The 20,196-nt window shown below is 57.3% G+C and carries 17 protein-coding genes and 1 tRNA gene; 8 read left to right on the forward strand and 10 right to left on the reverse strand.

The genetic code is table 11. The annotated features are described in order from the left end of the window. Positions 1 to 13 precede the first annotated feature (13 nt). From SIC15_RS07295 to SIC15_RS07305, 3 genes are all read left to right on the forward strand, one after another. Positions 14 to 559 carry a TRAP transporter small permease gene (locus SIC15_RS07295; RefSeq protein ID WP_222466460.1) on the forward strand — a complete coding sequence of 182 codons (546 nt, stop codon included), beginning with the start codon at positions 14 to 16 and terminating at the stop codon, positions 557 to 559. Next, a complete protein-coding gene (locus SIC15_RS07300; protein WP_069184879.1) occupies positions 556 to 1,815 on the forward strand; it encodes a TRAP transporter large permease in 1,260 nt (419 codons plus the stop codon). The genes SIC15_RS07295 and SIC15_RS07300 overlap by 4 nt, the downstream gene beginning before the upstream one ends. A gap of 318 nt (positions 1,816 to 2,133) precedes the next feature. Continuing rightward, a complete protein-coding gene (locus SIC15_RS07305) occupies positions 2,134 to 2,598 on the forward strand; it encodes a fibronectin type III domain-containing protein (protein ID WP_227514606.1) in 465 nt (154 codons plus the stop codon). 31 nt (positions 2,599 to 2,629) lie between these two features. On the opposite strand, the gene SIC15_RS07310 is transcribed toward SIC15_RS07305, so the two are convergent. From SIC15_RS07310 to SIC15_RS07325, 4 genes are all read right to left on the reverse strand, one after another. Further along, the gene (locus SIC15_RS07310) at positions 2,630 to 5,197 is read right to left on the reverse strand and encodes a CHASE2 domain-containing protein (protein WP_069184878.1); all 2,568 of its coding nucleotides are present in this window, start codon (positions 5,195 to 5,197) and stop codon (positions 2,630 to 2,632) included. Between the two features lie 33 nt (positions 5,198 to 5,230). Further along, complete coding sequence (locus SIC15_RS07315) at positions 5,231 to 6,868, reverse strand: FecR domain-containing protein (RefSeq protein WP_069184942.1); 1,638 nt, start codon at positions 6,866 to 6,868, stop codon at positions 5,231 to 5,233. Then, positions 6,861 to 7,595, reverse strand: a complete 735-nt coding sequence (locus tag SIC15_RS07320) for a response regulator transcription factor (RefSeq protein WP_069184877.1) — start codon at positions 7,593 to 7,595, stop codon at positions 6,861 to 6,863. The genes SIC15_RS07315 and SIC15_RS07320 overlap by 8 nt, the downstream gene beginning before the upstream one ends. A 111-nt stretch (positions 7,596 to 7,706) precedes the next feature. Continuing rightward, positions 7,707 to 9,890, reverse strand: coding sequence for a DNA topoisomerase 3 (locus SIC15_RS07325; RefSeq protein WP_153634448.1), 2,184 nt, complete (start codon positions 9,888 to 9,890; stop codon positions 7,707 to 7,709). A 276-nt stretch (positions 9,891 to 10,166) separates the two neighbouring features. Between SIC15_RS07325 and SIC15_RS07330 the strand changes: the two genes are divergently transcribed. Continuing rightward, complete coding sequence (locus tag SIC15_RS07330; protein WP_069184875.1) at positions 10,167 to 10,523, forward strand: BolA family protein; 357 nt, start codon at positions 10,167 to 10,169, stop codon at positions 10,521 to 10,523. Next, complete coding sequence (locus tag SIC15_RS07335) at positions 10,520 to 11,143, forward strand: L-threonylcarbamoyladenylate synthase (RefSeq protein WP_069184874.1); 624 nt, start codon at positions 10,520 to 10,522, stop codon at positions 11,141 to 11,143. Before SIC15_RS07330 ends, SIC15_RS07335 begins: the two co-directional genes overlap by 4 nt. Positions 11,144 to 11,156: 13 nt before the next feature. Here SIC15_RS07335 and SIC15_RS07340 read toward each other — a convergent pair whose 3' ends face one another. Next, complete coding sequence (locus tag SIC15_RS07340) at positions 11,157 to 11,822, reverse strand: hypothetical protein (protein WP_069184873.1); 666 nt, start codon at positions 11,820 to 11,822, stop codon at positions 11,157 to 11,159. Between the two features lie 275 nt (positions 11,823 to 12,097). Between SIC15_RS07340 and SIC15_RS07345 the strand changes: the two genes are divergently transcribed. Continuing rightward, positions 12,098 to 13,723, forward strand: coding sequence for a methyl-accepting chemotaxis protein (locus SIC15_RS07345; protein ID WP_069184872.1), 1,626 nt, complete (start codon positions 12,098 to 12,100; stop codon positions 13,721 to 13,723). Positions 13,724 to 13,750: 27 nt separating this feature from the next. Here the strand turns inward: SIC15_RS07345 and SIC15_RS07350 are convergent, their stop codons facing one another. The 3 genes from SIC15_RS07350 to SIC15_RS07360 all read right to left on the reverse strand — a co-directional run bounded on the left by SIC15_RS07350 (position 13,751) and on the right by SIC15_RS07360 (position 15,278). After that, positions 13,751 to 14,398 (reverse strand): MBL fold metallo-hydrolase, encoded by a 648-nt coding sequence (locus tag SIC15_RS07350; protein WP_069184871.1) that lies wholly within the window; start codon positions 14,396 to 14,398, stop codon positions 13,751 to 13,753. A gap of 41 nt (positions 14,399 to 14,439) precedes the next feature. Further along, positions 14,440 to 15,114, reverse strand: a complete 675-nt coding sequence (locus tag SIC15_RS07355; protein ID WP_412537356.1) for a spermidine synthase — start codon at positions 15,112 to 15,114, stop codon at positions 14,440 to 14,442. Positions 15,115 to 15,201: 87 nt separating this feature from the next. Further along, positions 15,202 to 15,278, reverse strand: a tRNA-Arg gene (locus SIC15_RS07360). 87 nt (positions 15,279 to 15,365) lie between these two features. On the opposite strand from SIC15_RS07360, the gene SIC15_RS07365 reads away from it, so the two are divergent. After that, complete coding sequence (locus SIC15_RS07365) at positions 15,366 to 16,073, forward strand: TIGR04283 family arsenosugar biosynthesis glycosyltransferase (protein ID WP_412537357.1); 708 nt, start codon at positions 15,366 to 15,368, stop codon at positions 16,071 to 16,073. Continuing rightward, a complete protein-coding gene (locus SIC15_RS07370; RefSeq protein ID WP_069184868.1) occupies positions 16,060 to 16,692 on the forward strand; it encodes a TIGR04282 family arsenosugar biosynthesis glycosyltransferase in 633 nt (210 codons plus the stop codon). Before SIC15_RS07365 ends, SIC15_RS07370 begins: the two co-directional genes overlap by 14 nt. Positions 16,693 to 16,697: 5 nt before the next feature. Here the strand turns inward: SIC15_RS07370 and SIC15_RS07375 are convergent, their stop codons facing one another. After that, the gene (locus SIC15_RS07375; RefSeq protein WP_136631872.1) at positions 16,698 to 19,520 is read right to left on the reverse strand and encodes an insulinase family protein; all 2,823 of its coding nucleotides are present in this window, start codon (positions 19,518 to 19,520) and stop codon (positions 16,698 to 16,700) included. A 64-nt stretch (positions 19,521 to 19,584) separates the two neighbouring features. Then, on the reverse strand, positions 19,585 to 19,884 hold the full coding sequence (locus SIC15_RS07380) for a hypothetical protein (RefSeq protein WP_069184866.1): 300 nt from the start codon (positions 19,882 to 19,884) through the stop codon (positions 19,585 to 19,587). Positions 19,885 to 20,196 lie beyond the last annotated feature (312 nt).

Here is a 20,196-nt window from a genome sequence, read left to right on the forward strand (position 1 = left end):
CGGGCGATGCACCATGCTTAAAGCTGTTTCGGATTTTGTCGCACGCATTGAAGCTGTCATCGCCGCATCGCTTGCCGGTGCGGTGACCCTGCTGATACTTCTTAACATCGTCACTCGTTTTGCCGGTTACGCCATCTACTGGGTGGATGAGCTGGCGATCTACTGCATGATCTGGATGACTTTCTTCGCGACATCCGTGCTGCTCAAACGGCGGGAAAGCGTTGCCGTGGGTCTGCTGACCGAGTATGTAAAAGGTGGAACCCGAACCGTACTGGCGAAAATTAGCGACCTGATGGTGCTTCTGTTTGGCGGCATTCTGGCCTGGCTCAGCTGGCGCTGGTATGACCCGGTCACGCTATATCAGGTGGGGTTTGACCTGCAAAGCTTTCAGGCAGAAACCTTCAACTTCATGTACGCGGAGAACACCAGCACCCTGGGCATTAAAAAGTTCTGGGTGTGGATGGTGCTGCCGATTCTGTCGATTACGTTGACCATTCATGGTTTAGCTAATCTTCTTTGTTTCGAGGCCGCCCCCGAACAGAGCGGGGGTACGACATGACCGCGGTTGTCTTCGCCGTTCTGTTGTTTTTGGCAGTGCCGATCTCCCTGGTATTGGCACTGACGGCGCTCTGGTATATCTACGATTCGGGTAACACCGTGCTGCTGGATTCCTACTTGCAACAGCTATTCGGCGCTATCCAGAGCTATGGACTGCTGGCGATACCCCTGTTCATGCTCGCCGGCGAATTGATGAATGAGGGTGGCCTTACCAGCAGGCTGGTGAACCTGGCGCGCATCCTGGTCGGTGGGTTCCGCGGAGGCATGGCTTATATCAACCTGGTGGCCAACATGATGATGGCGGCCATTATGGGCTCTGCTGCCTCACAGATCGCCATGATGTCTCGCGCCATGGTGCCTGCCATGGAGAAAGACGGTTACGAAAAGCCTTATGCCGCCGCCATAACCGCTGCCGGGGGATTGCTCTCGCCCATTATCCCGCCGTCCATGCTGTTCGTGCTGTTTGGCGTTCTGGCCCAGGTACCGATTGCGGATATGTTTATTGCGGGCATTATTCCAGGGCTGGTGATGTCCTTCCTGTTTTTTATCGCTATCAGCCTGCTCGGCCTGAAATACCAGTATCCGAAAGGGAGCTGGCCAACGCGCCAGCAGGCTAAACAGTATTTCCTGATGGGCATCCCGGCGGCGCTTATCCCGCTGATCATCATCGGCGGCATCCTCACCGGGCTGGCCACGCCCACAGAATCAGCCGCGCTGGCTTCAATGGGTGCGCTGGTGATTGGCAAATATGTTTATAGAGACCTCAAATACAAAAACCTTTTCGGAGTTCTGAGGCGGACCGCCTTCAATTCCGGCATGGTCATCATGCTGATTGCCGCGGCCGGCGTATTCGGCTGGGTGATCATCTTCGAAAAGATCCCGCAAAGCGCGGCCAGCTGGATCGCCGCACAAACCACAGACCCTTTCATGTTTCTGATGCTGGTCGTGGGTATCCTGCTGCTGGTGGGCATGGTGATCGATGGCATTGCCGCACTGATATTGGTCGTGCCGATCCTAATGCCCATAGCGGAAGCTCAGTTCGGCATCAGCGCTTACCAGTTCGGCGTGGTGGTGTGCCTGACTTTGGTTCTTGGCTTGCTTACGCCACCGGTTGGTGCGGGCCTTTATATTTGTTCCGCCATGACCGGCGCATCGCCGATGGCTATTTTCCGGGCTTTGCTTCCGTTCCTTCTGGCAACTATTCTGACGCTGGTGTTGATCAGTTGGGAAGAGGGGTTGGTGCTGGCGTTGTTGTAGGTAGCACCTGATTTACATAGAGGCACGCTCTCGCAGTTGAGTATGGTCTCCAGTCATTTCGAGGTATGCTATATACCTTCCTTCATTTCTTTCCCTGCTTATCTTTCCCTGCTTAGACTTTTTTCCAGTAGCTCACGCCGCTATCGCCCTTTCCGGGCAAATTTTTGCCTTGCTAGTCAGTGATTTCCCCTCTTTATTACCATTCCCTGACGGGAAATTGACATTTTCGTAATTAGGAAAATGACCGTCATCACATCGATAATCGTCCACGTTTTATACAATTTTACAAAGTCGACGATATATTGGTGTTAATTGCATATGAAACGCGTCATCAAAGTGTCACAGGCATGGATTGCCGCGTTTATTCTGGGAGCACTTCTCACAGGCTGTGGGGGTGGTTCATCGGGTAGTGCTGGCACTGCATCACCGGGCGATTCCGGCGGTTCGGTTGGTTCAGGTAATCCGACTGATGGCGGCAACGTTGGTGGTCAGGATCCATCTCCTGAGCGTTCCGCAGTGCTGAGCTGGAGCGCGCCGCTTACTCGCGTGAATGGCGAGAGCATTCCGATGGGCGAGCTCGACAAATATGTGATTCGTTACGGGCAGGATGCCGAAGAGCTGAGCGAAGAGGTTGTCGTTATCAATGCTCAGGCCGAGGCGGAAATGTCCTACGAAGTAAGCGGGCTGGACGTGGGTACCTGGTATTTCACCATTCAGGTTCAGGATACCAACGGGCTGATCAGTGAGCCCTCCGATGTTGTAAGCAAGTCTATCCGGTCCTGAGGCGGGGATTCCCGGCCTGAAGTTTGAAGTCTCAGGCCAGCGGATCTGCAATTGGAAGTTTCAAGGTGAAGGCAGAACCTTCACCCGGTGTCGATGACACCGATATCTCTCCCCTGTGTTTTTCCACGACGGTCTTTACGAACGAAAGCCCCAGCCCGGTACCGTGTACTCCGGCCAATTCCGAGCTCTTCTGCCGACGGTAGCGGTCAAACAGGTGCGGCAGTTCTTCCGGATCGATGCCTGTGCCTTCGTCCGCGATCGTCAAACAGGCCTGGTGACCGGCGCGGAAGACCTGAATGCTGACGTCGGATCCACTCGGGCTGTATTGAACCGCATTGGTGAGCAGGTTGATAACGGCCCGCTCCAGAAGCTCCGCGTTGCCTTTCAGCCAAAGATCTTCGGTGCCCTGAAGCTGGAGCTGTATCTGCTTCTCGATGGCCTGTTCGCTGACGCTATCACGGGCATTCTCCACGATGGCCAGAAACTCGCATTCGTAGAACCGGGTTTCTGTCAGCTGTTCGGCTCGTGCCAGTTGTACGAACTCCTCCGCCAGGTGATAGCTTCGTCGGGCCAGCCGTCCCAGCTGGTCCAGTTGTTCCTGTTCAATGTGGCTTGGGTCTCGTTTCAACTGTTCGATCAGGGCAAGCTGTGAAACCAGTGGCGAACGTACGTCGTGGGAAATAAAGTCGATGGCTTCGCGGTGCTGGCGCTGCTGTTCCCGCAGTTCCGAAATGTCCGAAATGTTGGCAATGATGCCTTGTTGGTCAGTGTCGGGCAGTGAAAACGGCGCGAAATGAATCAGAAAATCCTTGTCGCGAATTCTCAGATCCACGGTTCGGCTCTGTTGCAGTGTCAGGGTATCGGAAACCGTTTCGTGCCAAGGCGGCGTTTCCCGAGGGTCATGTCCTTCGAGCAACCTGACCAGGGGCAGGCCTGCAAGGCTCGGCATGGGTTCGCGGAACCACTCTTCAATATGGCCGTTGGCAAAGCGGATAACGCCCAGTTCGTCGGTAACAATGATACCGTCGGGCATGCGCTCGAAGCTTCTGCGAATAAATTGTTGCATGTGATTCAGCCGATCCGTGGCGATACGCACCCGCTCAATTCGCGCTGAGATATTTTCGCTGGGTCTTGCGGTTGAATCCGCCAGTGCAGGCTGCTCCAGATGAAGTCTGCGCAAGTAGCGCTGGACAGCTTCGCGGCCGAGATCATTGGGCAGCATCAGGCCCAGGTGATAGCGGGTACCGGCGCGCAATAGCTGAATCCAGCTGCGGTTGCTGTCGTGGAACCAGTGGCCGGGGGTCAGATCAGAGGGAACATCGGCCAGGGACAATCCGCGGGCGGAAAGAACCTCGTTCTCCTTGAGTAAAAGCCAGCCAGTGGGCCGGAAGAGGGCTTGAAAGTGCTCCAGAAGTTGCGTTGGGTTTCTTCCCGAGGGTGCGGGCAGGGCAACTTGCGGGCTTCTGGCAAGGTCGTCCAATTGCCGGTTAAGAAAACGATTGGTCATGGCGAGCCTGAGGCCGCTTGAGACTGGAAAGGCCAGGAGCGGCACCAGCAAAGCGTTCGCCAGGGGAATCCACCATTTCAGCGCCAGAAGCATGAACAGATAGAGACCGACCAGTCCGACCAGAGCCGCTGCGCAGGCGAGCAGAGTGCGTGCCGGGCGCATCGGAGGCAGGGCGAGCGCGAGGATCAGAATGGTTGTTAAAGACAGAAGGGCCGAAGCCCATTCCGGTGCCGGGCGAATCAACAGCCCCTGGGTTCTGGCGGAGAACACGTTGGCGTGAAATTCAACACCGGCCATAGGTCGACTCAGGCCTGAGAAAGGTGTTGGCAGTATGTCTCCGAAACCTGCGGCTGTGGCGCCGACAAAGACGGTTTTGCCTCTGAAACGTTCAGGGGCTGGCGGTTGTGTAATAACCTCTGCAAAGGAGTACGACTGCAGGGAGCCGGCACCACCGATCAAGGGGATGGCCCGATACTGATCGCGAACATTGACATAGGGAAGGGCCTCTTCCGTCCCCGAATTTTGTGGCCCTATCCCGCTAGCGGCCAGCGCTAGGCTCGGCCAGAGCTGACGACCCAGGCCATTAAACAGGTAGAGACCACGCGCAACGCCGTCGCTGTCCAGTTCCACGTGAGCGTGGCCCAGCCCCTTGGCCGCTGAAGCCAGTTGTCCAACCGGCAATTGTTCGCTCAACAGGTACTGGGATGTGGGGGGAGACAGATAGACCGGCAGGATGACGTTGCCATGGCTGCGCATCTGTTCTGCCAGTTGCTGGTCATCGGGTGACGGTTCTGCAAACAGAATATCGAAGACAATGGTTTTGGCGCCTGCCTGCTCAAGTTTGGCAATAAGCTCTGCGTGCAGTGTGCGAGGCCATGGCCAGCGCCCGAGGCGGTTCAGACTCAGCTCATCAATGGTTACCAGTACTACCTCGTCCGAGGCATTTACAGGATTTGAAGTAATGGCCTGATCGTAGAGCAAGAAATCAAGGCGCTGGGGCAAATCCGTGGTCTGGATGAGCAGAAGGAGCGCCAGCAGTATCAGGCCCAGAGTCCAGGGGGTCGTTTTAATTGGCAGCCAATCCCGGTTCATGAGCCCTGCTGTGTGTTTCGTTCGATCAACGGATTATTCCAGGTACAATTCCCTCCCAGGTCCCCAGCGGCTTTGCAAAGGACCATCAGAAAGAGCTTTCAGGCGCACAAAATACCGCCTTCCGGGAATAAGACGCAAGGCTGCGGTGGTGTCAGACAGCGTTGCTTCCTTGATGATGTTGTTGAAACCGGGCTCTTCCGACAGCTGTAGGCGATAGTCAGTGGCTGTGTCCACCTTCTCCCAGAAGACCCTGACCTGGCTGTCGATGTAGTTCACACTGATGATTCGCACTGGGGGCAGGCTGCCATTGACCACAAGCTCTCGCGGCTCGGTGGTAGCGACGGAGTTGCCGCCTGCCTCGGTAACCACCCGCCAGTAGTATTTGCCGGGCCCCAGCGGGCGTGAAGGCAGCGCTGCAGTTTCCGGCGCCCATTCGCTGGTGGCGATAACGTTCCGGAAATCCCGGTCCTCGGCAACTTCCACTCGAGCCACTTCATTGTCGCCGTTCAACTGCCAGCGAAACTCGGGCATATCATCGTTTACCGTGTCTCCATCGGCGGGAGACAAAAGGCTGGCGGTTCTTGCCTGAAGATCGACCTCCACCGGAATTACACGAGGCATGCCGGCGGTTCCGCGAGCATCGAGGGCCGCCAGGTGCACTTCATAGCTGCCGTTATCCAGCCGGCCGATATCAAAGCTGCTGCCAGTGAGTTTGCGGCTTTCCACCCAGCGGCCGGTGTCACTTTCGAAAATATCCACGCGATGCATGGGGGCACGGCTTTCCTGCCAGGTCATCGTAGCCGGCAGTTGGGTCAATTTTGGTGGAAGTGGGTCAAGGGCAGGCGCTGGTGGCAGGCGTCGAATGCTGAGGCCATCATTGCCCGCGGTGGACAGGCTGGCACCGAAGCCCGCAGGAATGCGGCGGGTCTTGCCGGGTGCTCCGAAGTCAACATTTCCCTCGGTTACCTGCAGGCGAGTACCCTCTGCGGATGTCTGAAGTGCAAATGCGGTCCCGCGCACAGCGGCGACGGCGGATGGCGTTTCAATCTCGAATCGGGCGCCGCCCTCCATCACTGGTTTTACGCGGGTGTGGATCTCGCCCCTGTCCAGTCGCAGCCGGGTATCCACCATGCCGGCTTTGCCATATTGGGTCAGGCGATTGAAGATCAGCCGTGAATTCGGAGAAATCCGGACTTCCGAGCCGTCTGCCAGTTCAATAGTGGCGGTTCCGGACGCTGATAGAATTTCGTCACCGACGCGGATCAGGGCATCTTCACTGAGCGGCGTTTTTCGACCCGAGTTTCCGGAAATCAGTTGTACAGTTCCGGTGACCGAGGTTGCCCGTGCAGGTTGTGGTTGGCGTTTCAACCAGGCAAGAGGAATGCGAACACTGTCGCCGGCACCGAGCGTGGCACCGTTTTCAATCTTGTTGTACTGCAAAAGGCGACTTGCTGGAAAGTTCGGCGCTAAAAGATCGCTGGCCACTTCCGAAAAACTCTCGCCAGGCCGTAACGTGTAGATCCACTCAGGCACTGTGTTGGCGGGAGATGCGTCGGAATGGCCGGCAGAACCGCGAGTCACCGACAGCTCCGCAGCCGTGGGAGCGGCGCAAGCGAGCAGAGCGAGTATCAGCAGCAGTACGGGCAATCGCGGAGCCGGGCTTTCAGTCATTGGCGGCCCTGGCGGGTTCTTGATCATCAAACGCCTGATCCTGTGCCTTCATGGCCTCCAGGCGGTAACCGCGCTGGTAAATCGTCTTGATGCGGAAACCATTTTCGGGATTGAGCCCCAGGCGACGGCGAAGGCGGCTCATGTGTGTATCCACAGTGCGGGTATTGATGTCCCTGGCCAGCCCCCAGACACGCTCGAGCAGCATTTCCCGGGTCAGCAGACGCCCCTGGTTCTGGAACAGGAACAGGGTCAGGTCGAAATCCTTGTCGGTCAGCGTGAGCTCTTCACCATGAAGCGCAATGACTCGCTGCTGCGTATTGATTTCGAACGGGCCGTAGCGAAGCACCTCCTTCTCGCTGTCAGGATTGGACCGTCTCGCCAGGGCGTTGATGCGCGCGACCAGTTCCGCAGCCCGGGCGGGTTTTGCCAGGTAATCGTCGGCGCCGGCATCGAGGGCGCGAACGATGTCTGCCTCGCTGTCCCGTTGGGTGAGGAAAACCACGGGAATTGGCCAGTTGAGCTGGGCCCGGACGCTCTCCAGAACGTCGATGCCAGTCATATCCGGAATCTGCCAATCCAGAATAAGCAGGTCGTAGCTACGATGCAGAACTGCGCTCAGGAAATTTTGGCCGGTAGGGAAGCTATCGCAGTGATGCCCGCGCTCAGACAGAATTGACTGGATGTGCTGTGCCTGTTCGGTTTCATCTTCAAGCAAAGCAATACGCATTAAGCCTCTCCCGGAGTGTTGCTCTCTTGCCTGTTATGGAGCAGAGCGCTTGACGGACTACTCTGCTATATCAACCAATTATCACAAAATGTGGATCTGCCTTCAGTATCGTTATGTAGACTTGCGTAAACGGACTGCAGGCTTTCCGTTGTCGTCGTCCAGTGTTTGTCGGCAGCCCGGGAAATTACTGCAGCCCCAGAACCAGCCTTTTTTGCCCTTTCGCCGCACCAGGGGCGAGAAACAATGGGGGCAGGGAATGGGTTTTTGGCCAGTACCATCCTGGGGTGCGGCTTCTTCCAGTGGTCGGGTACCCCGGCAATCGGGGTAGCGGGTGCAGGCATAGAATCGGCCGAACTTGCCGTCCCGCTCCGTCATTGGGGCACGGCATTTAGGGCAATGGGGCCGGGCCTCGGCTGATTCTGTCCCGGCATGCTCGCAGTCCTGGGCGGGCTGGCCCTGGGGTTTGTCCAGAAAGGCGCGTATTTCATCTTTCAGGGTTTCCAGGAACTGCCTCGGGTCACCCTCTCCGCGGCGAATGCTTTCCAGATTGGCTTCCCATACTGCTGTGCGATCCGGTTTGCTGACCGATTTGGGCAGGGCGCCGATCAATGCTTTGGCTTTGTCGGTAGCCCGGATGTGTCGACTGTCACGGTATAGGTAATCCCGCTTGAAGAGGGTTTCGATGATGGAAGCCCGGGTTGCCTCGGTGCCCAGGCCATCGGTTTCCCGCAGGGTTTTTCTGAGTTCGGTAGCGGTGACAAACCGGGCAATGTTGGTCATCGCCGATAGCAGGGTCGCATCGGTAAAATGCTGCGGCGGCTGGGTCTTCCGTTCAGTGAGGCTGCTATCTTCACAGAATACCGGCTCGCCTTTTTCCAGCCTCGGCAGGGGCGTCTTGTCCGGCTCGTTGCGCCCTTCCCGGAGTTTCAGTTCCAGCGCTTTCCAGCCGGGCTCCAGGATGGCGGTTTCCGTGGCGCGGAATTCGTGCTCTGACACTCGAACCGTCAGTTTGCCTTCCCGGTGCACGGCATCAGGCGCGAATTGCATCAGGTAATGCCGGCTGATCAGGCCGTAGATTTTTTCTTCTGCTGCAGTGAGTTTGCCGTTGGGCGTGGGGCGGCTGGTTGGAATAATGGCATGGTGGGCGTCGACCTGTTTATCGTTCCACGCAGCCGTCCGGCGATCGAGATCTGCGCCGCTACAGGCCTCCTGAAGATCGGGTGCGACCCGGGCAATGGCCCTTACCACCTGTTCCCGCTGGCCGTAATGGCCCTCCGGTAGATACCGGCAATCAGATCGAGGGTAGGTGATGAGCTGGTGGCGCTCGTACAGGTTCTGGGCGGTATCCAGGACCTCTTTGGCGCCCATCCGGAACAGTCGGCCTGCTTCGATTTGCAGGGCCGATAGGGAAAACGGCAAAGGTGGCGCTTCGGACCGATCCCGAAAGCGGGATTCGGTGATTGTGCCGGGGCGGCTTCGGACACTGTCGGCAATCTGTTCAGCAATTTCCCGATTCAGCAGGCGATTTTCTTCATCCAGATAATTCTGGAACTGTTCGTTGGGCAACCAACGGGCGGTGAAGCTTCGCTGGTCGGCTTCCTCTTCCTGAGCCTTGAATCGGGCTTCAATCCGGTAATAGGGCTTAGGCTGGAAGTTTTCGATGGTGTTGTCACGCTCAACCACAAGGCCAAGTACCGGGGTTTGGACCCGGCCAACGGAATAGACGCCTTGCTCCCCTTGTTGCTGGTAACTGAGCGTGTAGAAGCGGGTCAGGTTGATACCATACAACCAGTCTGCCCGTTGCCGGGCGAGCGCTGAATGGGACAGTCGACGGAAATCGCGGTTGTCTTTGGGGCTCTGTATAGCGCGAGATACGGCCGCTGGGGTCAGATCGTTGATTAGAATGCGCTGCACCGGTGCTCTGGTGCCGAAATAGCGGATAACCTCGTCTACCAGCAGTTGGCCCTCACGGTCCGGGTCGCCGGCATGAATAATGATCTGGGCCTGTCTAATCAGGGATTCCAAAACCTTGAGTTGCTGGCGCACGCTGTCCTTGGGCATGACTTCCCATTTGTCGGGAAACATGGGCAGGTCTTCCTGGCGCCATTTTTTCCACGCCGGGTTGTAGCGCGCCGGTTCTGCCGGTTCCAGGAGGTGGCCAATGCACCAGCTTACCGTGGCAGCATTTTCGCCGTTGCCACAACGTATCCAGCCCTGGCCTTTCTGGTGAGGGCCGGGGAGGGCGGCGGCGATGGCGCGGCCCAGGCTTGGTTTTTCGGCGATGTAGAGGTGCATGGGGTTTGGGTGTTTTGGAATCGGGATGGGAATGTGGCGCTTTGGCTCTGTAGTGTCAAGGCTCTCGGGTGTGTGCTGTATGTGTAGTAGACTGGTTGGTGTAGGGGAGGCGGCTGTGGCGATGGCTTTCCCAAAAGACGCCGTGAACCCATCCCTGGGGGCTTGGCGTTGCCATCCATGGCAACGCACACTTTTGGGAAAGCCATCGCCACACCCGCTTCTGACAACGTGCCATTCGCCTCTCCAGTTCCAATGCGGAGGCAGGAGTATTGAAACATGAAGATCCAGAACGCAATTGAAACCAAGCTGAACGAGGCCTTCGAGGCCCGTGTGCTTCAGGTGGAGAACGAGAGCCACAAGCACAGTGTGCCGCCGAATTCTGAAACCCATTTCAAGGTGACCCTGGTTTCGCCGGAGTTTGAGGGGCAGATGAAGGTGCGGCGGCATCAGGCGATTTACAAGGTGCTCGCCGAAGAGTTGGCGGGTCCGGTTCATGCGTTGGCGTTGCATCTATACTCACCGGAAGAGTGGGAGGCGACCGGTCACACTGCGCCGGAGTCTCCGAATTGTATGGGTGGGTCCAAGAAGGATCCGGTGATGGCGGCGCGGACCGCTCAGGGAGAGGGTTCATGAGTCAGTTTTTCCAGATTCATCCGGAGACGCCGCAGAAGCGTCTGATCAATCAGGCGGTGGATATTCTGCGTCGTGGCGGGGTGATTGTGTATCCCACGGATTCCGCCTATGCCATCGGCTGCCACCTGGGCGATAAGCAGGCAGCGGATCGGATCAAGCGGATTCGCAGGCTGGACGACAAGCATAACTTCACCCTGGTATGCCGGGATCTGTCGGACATCGGGGTGTACGCGAAGGTGGATAATACCCAGTACCGGTTGCTGAAGAATTTCACGCCCGGCCCCTACACGTTCATTCTGGATGCCACCAGTGAAGTGCCCCGGCGGCTGCTGCATCCGAAACGCCGCTCGGTGGGCGTAAGGGTGCCGGATAATGCGATTGTTCAGGAGCTGCTGGGTGAACTTGGTGAGCCAATCATGAGCAGCACCCTGATCCTGCCCGGAGAAACCGATCCGATGACAGACCCCTATGACATCCGGGAAACCCTGGAGCATGAGCTGGATCTGATTATCGACGGTGGTTTTTGCGGTATGGAAGCGACTACGGTGGTGGACTTTACTGGCGAGGCTCCGGTGGTTACCCGAGTTGGCAAGGGAGATCCAGCGCCGTTTGAGGTCTGATCTCCCTTCTAGATTATGCCCGGGCGTTCAAATTAAAGGCGTACGCCCGGCTATTTCCCGCAGCTTCCATTTGCTCAGCACTCACCGAGCGCCGCATGGTGTCGTAACGGTGTACCAGATCCTGCAGGCCATTGAACTGCTGGTTCTCGCTGATCAATGTGTCCAGTAACGGGTTGTTCACGCCGTAGGCCTGGTTCAACTTGAGCGCATTATCCATGAAATGCAGGGTCGGCTCGGTGACGCTCAGGCGATTGAACGCTTCCTTGAAGTTCTTGTTCACGTTCAGGTCTTTTTCAATCTGGGCACGGGTGTTGTCCGCAATTTTCCCCTCTACCGTAACGCTGCCGTTTTCGTTTTTGCTCACGTTCAAAGCAGTTGCGGGGTGTAAATTGTATTCGGCAAGTTTGTGCCGCAGTGTCTCGCGAATGAAGGCAAGATCCTGCCCCACCGTTTGCTTGTAGTCTGCCATTGCCAGCCGCCGCGCTTTCAGGCGTGAGAGATCAGTCTCGCTGCTGTCAGAGGGCGTGAAACGGTCATCGCCAGATGTCGGTTCGGCTTCTACAGCTTTGGGCTGGGCCTTGCCAGTCGCGGCTTCCGGAGCTGTTGAGGGCGTCTGGCGCTTTTCCATGGCCTGCTGGAACTGGGTGCTTGCCCGGATCAGAGAGGTCAGTAGGGACATGGATGGGATTCCTCCTTCGGTGAACCGTAATGCGGTTTCCGAACAGTCTGCGTTGGACATAACGGATACTCGTTATCTAGCTCTGCAGCTTTCAGGCCAACTCCATCAAGTCCCTGCCTGAGGGCTCCCCTCTCTTGTTATGCAAATGACCTTTCCCGGATCTGATCTGGGTCAGGAAATAATTGACGCATATCTATAAAGTTTGGCGACAGTTAGTTGTCGCCATAAAACGTCAAAACAACTCTCAGGCCGCGCGGCCTTGGTGTCGGATTATCATGAAAAAACATTACTCCATCCGCTTCCTGCTACTTGCGGCCCTGGCGGCTGCCTTCTCGCTGATTCTCGTGTTTACCGTGCTCTACAGCGCCGACTCCCAGCGTGATCATCTCGAAGAGTTCAGCCACAAATATGTGGATGGGCTGGCGAAATCTTACTTCGATGGGCTGAACACCATGATGGTCACCGGCACCATCGGTAATCGGGATGTGCTACGGCAAAAGGTGATGGCATCCGAAGATGTGCTGGATGTGCGCGTGATTCGCAGTGATCATTTGAACCGCACCTTCGGGGCTGGCAATGCATCGGAGCAGATAAGAGAGCCTCTGGATGAGAAAGCGCTGGCAGGCGAGAGGGTGGAAGCCTATTCCAGCAATAAGGAGGGCCGCGTCTACACGCTGATTGAGCCGGTGATCGCTATGGAAAACTACCAGGGCGTGAACTGCCTGGGCTGTCACCGGGCCAAGGAGGGTGATGTTCTCGGCGCCATTCGGGTGGATTATTCCCTGGCTGATAGCGATGCCCGGTTGCAGCAACAGCTCCTGACCAGTGGCGGCATCCAGGTGGCCATTTTTGCTGCAGTGTTTTTCATGACCGCAGCCGCCTTGACCCGACTGGTTTTTTCCCGCCTGCGGCGACTCCACGACCGTATGGATGAGATTTCCAGCAACTCGGATCTGACGATTGAGCTTGAGGTTACCCGCAACGACGAAATCGGTTCCGTTTCCCGCGCCTTCAACCGGATGATGGCGAAGATACGGGAGAGCATGAATACGGTAATGGACAATGCCGAACAGGTTGAGCAGGCGGCCAGAAGCATTGCTGGTAAGGCGGACACCACTGAGCGGGAAGTGCTCGCCCAACGCGACAACACCGATCAGGTGGCCAGCGCCACGACAGAGATGGCTGCGTCGGCGGTTCAGGTCCGGGAAAACGCCATCCACACGACTCGCAAATCCGCAGATACGGCGGAATCCGCGAGCAAGGGGGAAAGCCTTGCCCGCAATGCAGTTGAGGGAATTGAAGCACTGAACAGCGAGGTCCAGAGCGGCGCGCAGCGCATTGAGCAACTGGATCAGCGGACAAGCCAGATGTCAGATATGCTGGAGGTGATTTCCAATATCGCCGACCAAACCAACCTGCTGGCGCTCAATGCCGCCATCGAGGCAGCGCGGGCCGGCGAGCAGGGGCGAGGTTTTTCGGTGGTGGCCGATGAGGTGCGGGCTCTGGCCTCGAGAACCCAGGATTCAACGGAGGAAATCCGAAACACCATCAATGGACTCAAGGGCGAGGTCGTCGATTGTGTGGCCACCATGCGCCATGCCTCGGAAATGGCAGAGCAGCAGGTTTCAGCGATTCTGACCGTGGAGTCGGAGTTACAGACGATTGCCGCTGCCGTGCGCGAGATCACCGATCTCAACGAGGAAATGGAGAGTGCCGCCAACGAGCAGAGCGATGTCTCCGAATCCATTAATCACAACGTGATTGAGATAAGCCGCTCAGCGGAGCAAACCTCCGGCGATGCCAAGGAAACGGCGAGGATCGCCGGTGACCTGCTGGCCATGGCGGAGAATCTGAGGAAGACCATCGAACAGTTCCGGCTGAATCAGGAGGGCCGTAAATAAAAAAGCGGCCTGGGGCTGACGAAAGGCTCAGCCCCGATGGTCGGAGACGAAGGGGTTGGTGGCTCGCTCCTGACCGAATGTGGACATCGGACCGTGTCCTGGAATGAACGCGACCTCATCTCCGAGCGGGAACAGCTGTTCCTTGATTGAGCGGATCAGTGTTGCGTGGTCCCCCTTGGGAAAATCCGTGCGCCCGATGGAGCCATGGAACAGCACGTCACCGACCAGCGCCAGGCCGGAGCCCCTGTGGTAGAAAACCACATGGCCAGGCGTGTGGCCCGGGCAATGAAGCACCTCCAGAGTCTGATCGCCCACAGTCACCTTCTCCCCATCTTCAAGCCAGCGATCCGGGGTGAATACTTCCGGTGCCGGAAACCCGAACATCTGTGCCTGCTGGGGCAGGCCGACAATCCAGAAATTGTCTTCCTTCTGTGGCCCTTCAACGGGAATTCCCAGCGTTTTCGACAGCTCTGCGGTTCCGCCGGCATGGTCAATGTGGGCATGTGTAAGCAGAATCTTTTCGACCGTTACACCTTCCTCGTCCACGGCGGCGCGGATCTTCTCAAGATCGCCGCCTGGGTCCACCACGGCTGCCTTGCGTGTCTTCTCGCACCAGATCAATGAGCAGTTCTGCTGGAAAGGTGTAACCGGGATGATTCTGTACTTCAGTAACATAGGTTTTCTCTAAAACAGGGGGGATAGCTTCTTCGAATAGCTTACCACGCCAGCCAGATAACGTGGCGGGCACCCTTGCCCGGCCGCAGAGCCCTCACTGTGACCGCTTCAACAGAAAATCCGGCCCGGCGTAGCCTCTCGGTGAAGGCATGCTCCTGGCCGGCTGACCAGTAGGCGAGTATGCCGTCAGGACGCAGGGCTTTCTGGGCGGCCGCAATGCCTTCCGGTGAATAGATCCAGTCGTTTTCTTTGCGGGTCAGTCCTTCCGGACCGTTGTCGACATCGAGAAGGATGGCGTCCCACTCGCTGTTTGAATTTCTCAGTAATTCCGCCACATCACCGATCTGTACCCGGGCTCTCGGATCATTCAGCGGGTTGCCAGCTGCGGAGCCTAGCGGGCCACGATTCCAGGCTTCTACTTCGGGAACCAGCTCGGCAACCGTTACCTGCGCATCTTCTCCAAGGGCGGACAATGCTGCGGCCAGCGTGAACCCCATGCCCAGGCCGCCAATCAGCACTCGCGGAGTGGGTTGATCGGCAATGCGTTCGCACGCCAGGGTGGCGAGGGCATCCTCCGAGCCGTGGATGCGGCTGTTCATCAATTCACCGGTGGTTCCTGCGATTTTAATGGAAAACTCATCATTGCGTTGTAACAGCCGCAACTGGGTTCCTTTGCCGGGAATGGTTGCGGTGCCGATTTCGGTAAAGCGGGCCATTGAGGAGTCCAGGTGTCAGTGAAAAGGGGCAGTTTAGCCTGCTTGAATCCCGGTGAATATCAGAGGTCCAGAGAAGGGCGAGAGAGGTGGTACCCCCGGCAGGACTCGAACCTGCTACCTTCCCCTTAGGAGGGGGACGCTCTATCCAGATGAGCTACGGGGGCATTATTGCGAGAAGGGCGCTATGATAGCGGGCTAAGCCAAGAGGCTCAAGGTGCGACCCGGTTTCGGTGATTGTCACGGAGTTTGTTTTGCCAGACCCTTTCTCATTAAGTGTGATTGTTCCTGTATGGATGGAGGCGGCGGGTGTTACGGAAACCCTGCGTGCCCTGCAAACGATTCGTACACGGGGGCATGAGGTGGTTGTCGTTGATGGTGGCAGCACCGATCGAACCGTTGAGCTGGCCCGGTCGCTTTGCGACAGGGTGGTTGTCGCAGAGAAGGGACGGGCGCTTCAGATGAACGCCGGGGCAGCGGCGGCAACAGGCGATCTTCTGTTGTTTTTGCACGCGGATACGCGCCTGCCGGACAACACTCTTGAGCACCTCGCACGTTTCGTCCAGACGCGCCGGGCCTGGGGACGGTTCGATGTGCGGTTGAGCGGTGAGCGACCGCTGTTCCGGGTTATTGCCTGGTTCATGAATCAGCGCTCCCGCCTGACCGGCATCTGCACCGGCGATCAGGCCATGTTTGTACGACGGGATACTTTCGAGGCGCTGGGCGGCTTTCAGCCTATGCCGCTGATGGAAGATGTGGAGTTTTCACGTCGTCTTTGCCTGGTGTTCCGTCCCTTCTGTATAAACGAACCTGTTGTTACCGATAGCCGCCGTTGGCAGAAAAATGGTGCCTGGCGAACGATTCTTCTTATGTGGCAACTGCGCTGGCGTTACTGGCGTGGTGAATCGCCAGAGTCTCTGGCCCAAATCTATCGATCGGATGTGCGTAATGCCCCAAAGTAACTTTCCGTCGGCGGTCTTTCTGCAGTTTGCCAAATGGCCGGAGGCTGGCCGGGTAAAAACCCGTTTGATGCCGGAGTTAGGCGCTGTGGGCGCACTTGATGCCCACATCCGACTTACGCTGGCGGTGCTGGATAACCTGTGTGCGACCGGCTACCCGGTAGAGTTCTGGTGGGACCGACCGGCTGATGATCGGCCCGGCGAGGCCGAATCGATTGTTGAAGAACTGGAAGGTGCAGGTCTGCATCAGGGCGTCCAGCAGGGCAGGACGCTCGGGGAGCGGATGCACCGCGCCCTCAGTCAGTCACTTGGGGATTACGAGCGGGCCCTGATTGTTGGCAGTGATTGCCCGTCGGTGGACCCGGATTATGCCCGCAAGGCGGTTGCCTGTTTGGCGGATTATGACGTTGTGCTCGGCCCGTCAGACGATGGCGGCTATGTGCTGATTGGGGCCTCCAGAGTGGCGGAGGGAATGCTCGACGACATTGCCTGGGGGACGCCCGAAGTTCTGACTCAAACCTGTGATCGACTGGAAGAGTCGGGGCTCAGCTATTGTTTGCTCGAGCCCCGCTGGGATGTTGACGAGCCCGAGGACTGGGCTCGTTTTCTGCGTACCTGCTAATGTTTTCAGCTGGCGGGTACCGGTGGCAGTTCCGTTAGCCTGCCCAAAGCCCGACTCGCCTCAAGGCCGTCTCCGCCGGTCACAACCTGCAGGCTCTGGTCTCGCTCCAGAACCGACTTCCGGAACGTTTCAAGCAGTGCCGCTTTACTCACGCCTCGCACCGCGTCGGCCAGTTGCTCACGGGAATCAAAGCTTTCCATGTCTCGATCAATCTCGCGCCAGTAGCGGCTGGAGATCTCGCTAAGTTGCCGGTCCTTCTCCAGCAGTTTGCTGATGACAGCCTGCTTTTCGCGTTCCAGACGCTCCGCTGTCAATGCTGACAAGGTCTCCTCGAAGCTGTTGGAAAACTCCTGAACGGCCTGGTCGATCTCTGCGCGCGTTGCCGACGGCGATTGCACTACAAACCCGAGGGCAGGCGTCTCCAGCATTTCGAAAGGCGTCGCGTATACGATATAGCCCAACTGGCGGTTGGTTCTTATTTCCTCATAGAACGGGCTGCTGATGATCTGGGCCAGCAGACGGAATCGGGCCCGTTCCTCGAAGCTGGTGTTGTCGCCCTGCATGTAGAGTGTATAGCCGGTGTCCGGGTGGTCTACCTCAATGGAAACCATCGTTTCAGTGTCTGGCAACTGACGTACCTGACTGCGGTCTACCTCGGTCAATTCACTGTTGCCCAGAACAATCGCGTCGATCTGCCGCGCCAGGTTCAGGGCCGAGGCTTCCGTGAGATTTCCATGGGCCAGCATGACCGGGTCCACCTGTGAGAGCAGGGCCTCCGAGAAGGAGTTCAGTTCATCGAAGCTCACTTCCCGGGCAGCCTTGAGCTTGGCGTCAGTCGGCCAGGCACCTTCGATAAGGGACGTCTGTACGAACTCCGAGGTCTGTTCCACCGGGCGGTCCTTGGCCTTGTTCTGAAGGCCGTCAATCAGCTGTTGCCGGGCGATTTCAAAACGCTGCTTCGTTAGCTCTGGTGTAGCCACCTGGACCAGTATCCGGTTCATCAGGGTATGGAGTTTATCGTTGTAACCGCCGACACGAACCGTGATACCCCTCAGATGAGGGTAAACGCTGTAATCCAGGCCCGCGAGGCTGGCGGAGTAAGCCCAGGCATTCAGATTAGTATTGATGGTGTCTACCAGCAGCTGGGTCAGAACGTAGCTGCGGGCCGAAGCCCGGGTGGCTGGCGTTCGAAGACCCACGAACACATTGGCTTTCGGGGTATCAAACCGGGTGTCCCGGGCAAACCAGACATCCATTCCTTCAAGTGCGCCGAGTCTTGTCGGCTGGTCCATCGTGCTTCCCGATACCATCGCCAGATCTTCCGGTACGAAGGGGTTTTCAGGGGGTAAACGCAGCTGGGCCGAGAGCTCAGGGAGGCTCCGAGCCGTGAGCATTTCCGGATTCAGGGCTTCCCGGGTCCAGGCGGCGTTGTACCAGTCGGTGCGATTCGGATTCTCCAGTTCAGGTTCCGGTGCCAGAACGAAGGCAAGCAGGTTTTCCGGTGTCAGTCTGTCCAGAATGTCGCGATACTGCTCCGGTGCAAAGCGCTCAACCAGCCAGGGAGCCCGCAGTACGTCTTCCGGCGGATAGTCCTGCAGGTAGCGAGAGAGACGCATCGCCTCATGCAGGGGGTTACCCTGCTCGCGGAACCGGAAGTCTATTCGTGCAAGGTTCTGCATCTCGAGGAAGCGCTGCTCGCTGATTCCTCTCTGGCGAACCTTTTCAATGTACTCGAACACCAACGGCAAAATGTCCTCATGGCGAGCTAGCCCCTCGGGTGTCAGGGAGATGCTGATCTCGAGGGTGGCGTTTTCACCGGTATCCATGCCCAGACCTGCGGAGAGGCTCTCGGCCAGACCGGCCTTTTTAAGCGCATCGAAAAGACTGCCTGGGCCCTCATGGCCAAGCAGGTTGGCCACGTAGCTGACGGGCTTAGTACGGTAGTTTTCTTCCTGGGATGGAATCGGGAAGGTAAGCGACAGGCTGCGAACATCCTTGAGCGCTTCTGCTGTTACCTTGGCCGGGAGGTCCTCCGCCCGGTAAAGGCTGGCCACATGGCGTTTGGTTTCGAGGTTTCGGTTTTCGATGGCATCGAACCGGCCTCGCACCATGGATTCCAGTTCGTCCAGGGTTTGCGGCCCGTAAACCGCCAGGCTCATGATGTTCGAGGAGTAGTGCTGCTTCCAGAACTCGATCAGGTCAGGCCGGAGCGGGTTGTCTTCGGTGTTCTCCAGGGTGCTGAGGTTGCCCACCGCAAACTGGCTGAAGGCGTGGTCGGGATTACTGGCGGCTTTTTTTACGGAATAGAATCGGCGCCCATCGTCTTTTTGTTTGGCGCTGAATTCCGAGTGCACGGCGTTGCGTTCACGGTCCACCAGTTCGGCGGTAAACAGGGGTGCGGAAAACTGCTGCGCGAATCGGTCCAGGGCCGGTTCCAGAAATTCGGCTTGAACATCGAAGAAATAATTCGTGTCCTGGAATGCAGTGAAGGCATTGTGCTGGCCGCCATGGCTCTTGATGAACTGCTGGTATTCCCCTGGATCCGGATATTTCTCGGTTCCAAGGAACAGCATGTGCTCCAGGAAGTGGGAGAGTCCTTCCCGATCCGCCGGATCATCGCCACTACCGACAGCAACGTTCATCGAGGCAGCCGCTTTGTCGGCATCCTGATCCGAAACCAGAATCACCTTCAGGGCATTATCCAGTTCGATGAACCGGTACTGGTTATCGTCATTGGGGCTCTTCTCCGGAATCTGGGCTGCAAAAGCAAGGGTGCTGAACAGCACAAGTGTCAGCAGGGAAAACAGGCGTGATATCGGGTTCTGCATTGAGTTCTTCCTGACGGTGCGTGTGTTCATAGGTTCTCTGTGATTCGGAGAAGAGTTTCGTGTATCAGTGCATCGGCGCGCTGCGTGTGCTCTCTGGTTGCTGGTCCAATGTTTTACGAGCGAGATCCGCGGCTTTCTCACCGTCCAGCTGGCCAGAGGCGATACGCTCCAGAACCGTGGCCATGATGGCGACGGACTGTCGGTAATCGGCAAACTCGGCCTGGAAGGCTTGATCAATGGCCTCGTAGACCGCCTGGATTTTCTCCTCGCGGGAACCTGCGTTTTCGGCGGTGTCGTTTATGGCCCTCAAACAGGCTCGGGCAATGGAAATGTATCGTTCTGCGTTGGGATTGTCTTTTTGCATGATTGGTGGTTCCGAAGATCGGTTTTCCTGTGAAAAGAAGAGATGCCAGAAGGCGCGATAAGTTCCCGATTATGTCATTGCTGGCGGGCGCTTTCATTGCTTTGCGGTAATCCGGAAATTGGGCATGCATGGGCCAATTCCTGTGCTAGTCTCAAAAGCATTGTGTCGGCGAACCGGACAGGCCCGTTGAGCGTGCGGGAGAAAATTTTTAGAGTAATAGCTCTATGCAAAACAAAGGCTTACAGAGTAAAAGCTCTAAAAAAGTTCGATACATGAAGGTTGCAATTAAGTACAATGCCGGCGTTTCCGGAA

The sequence above is a fragment of the Marinobacter sp. MIT932201 genome (assembly GCF_047123295.1).
GTDB lineage: Bacteria > Pseudomonadota > Gammaproteobacteria > Pseudomonadales > Oleiphilaceae > Marinobacter > Marinobacter salsuginis.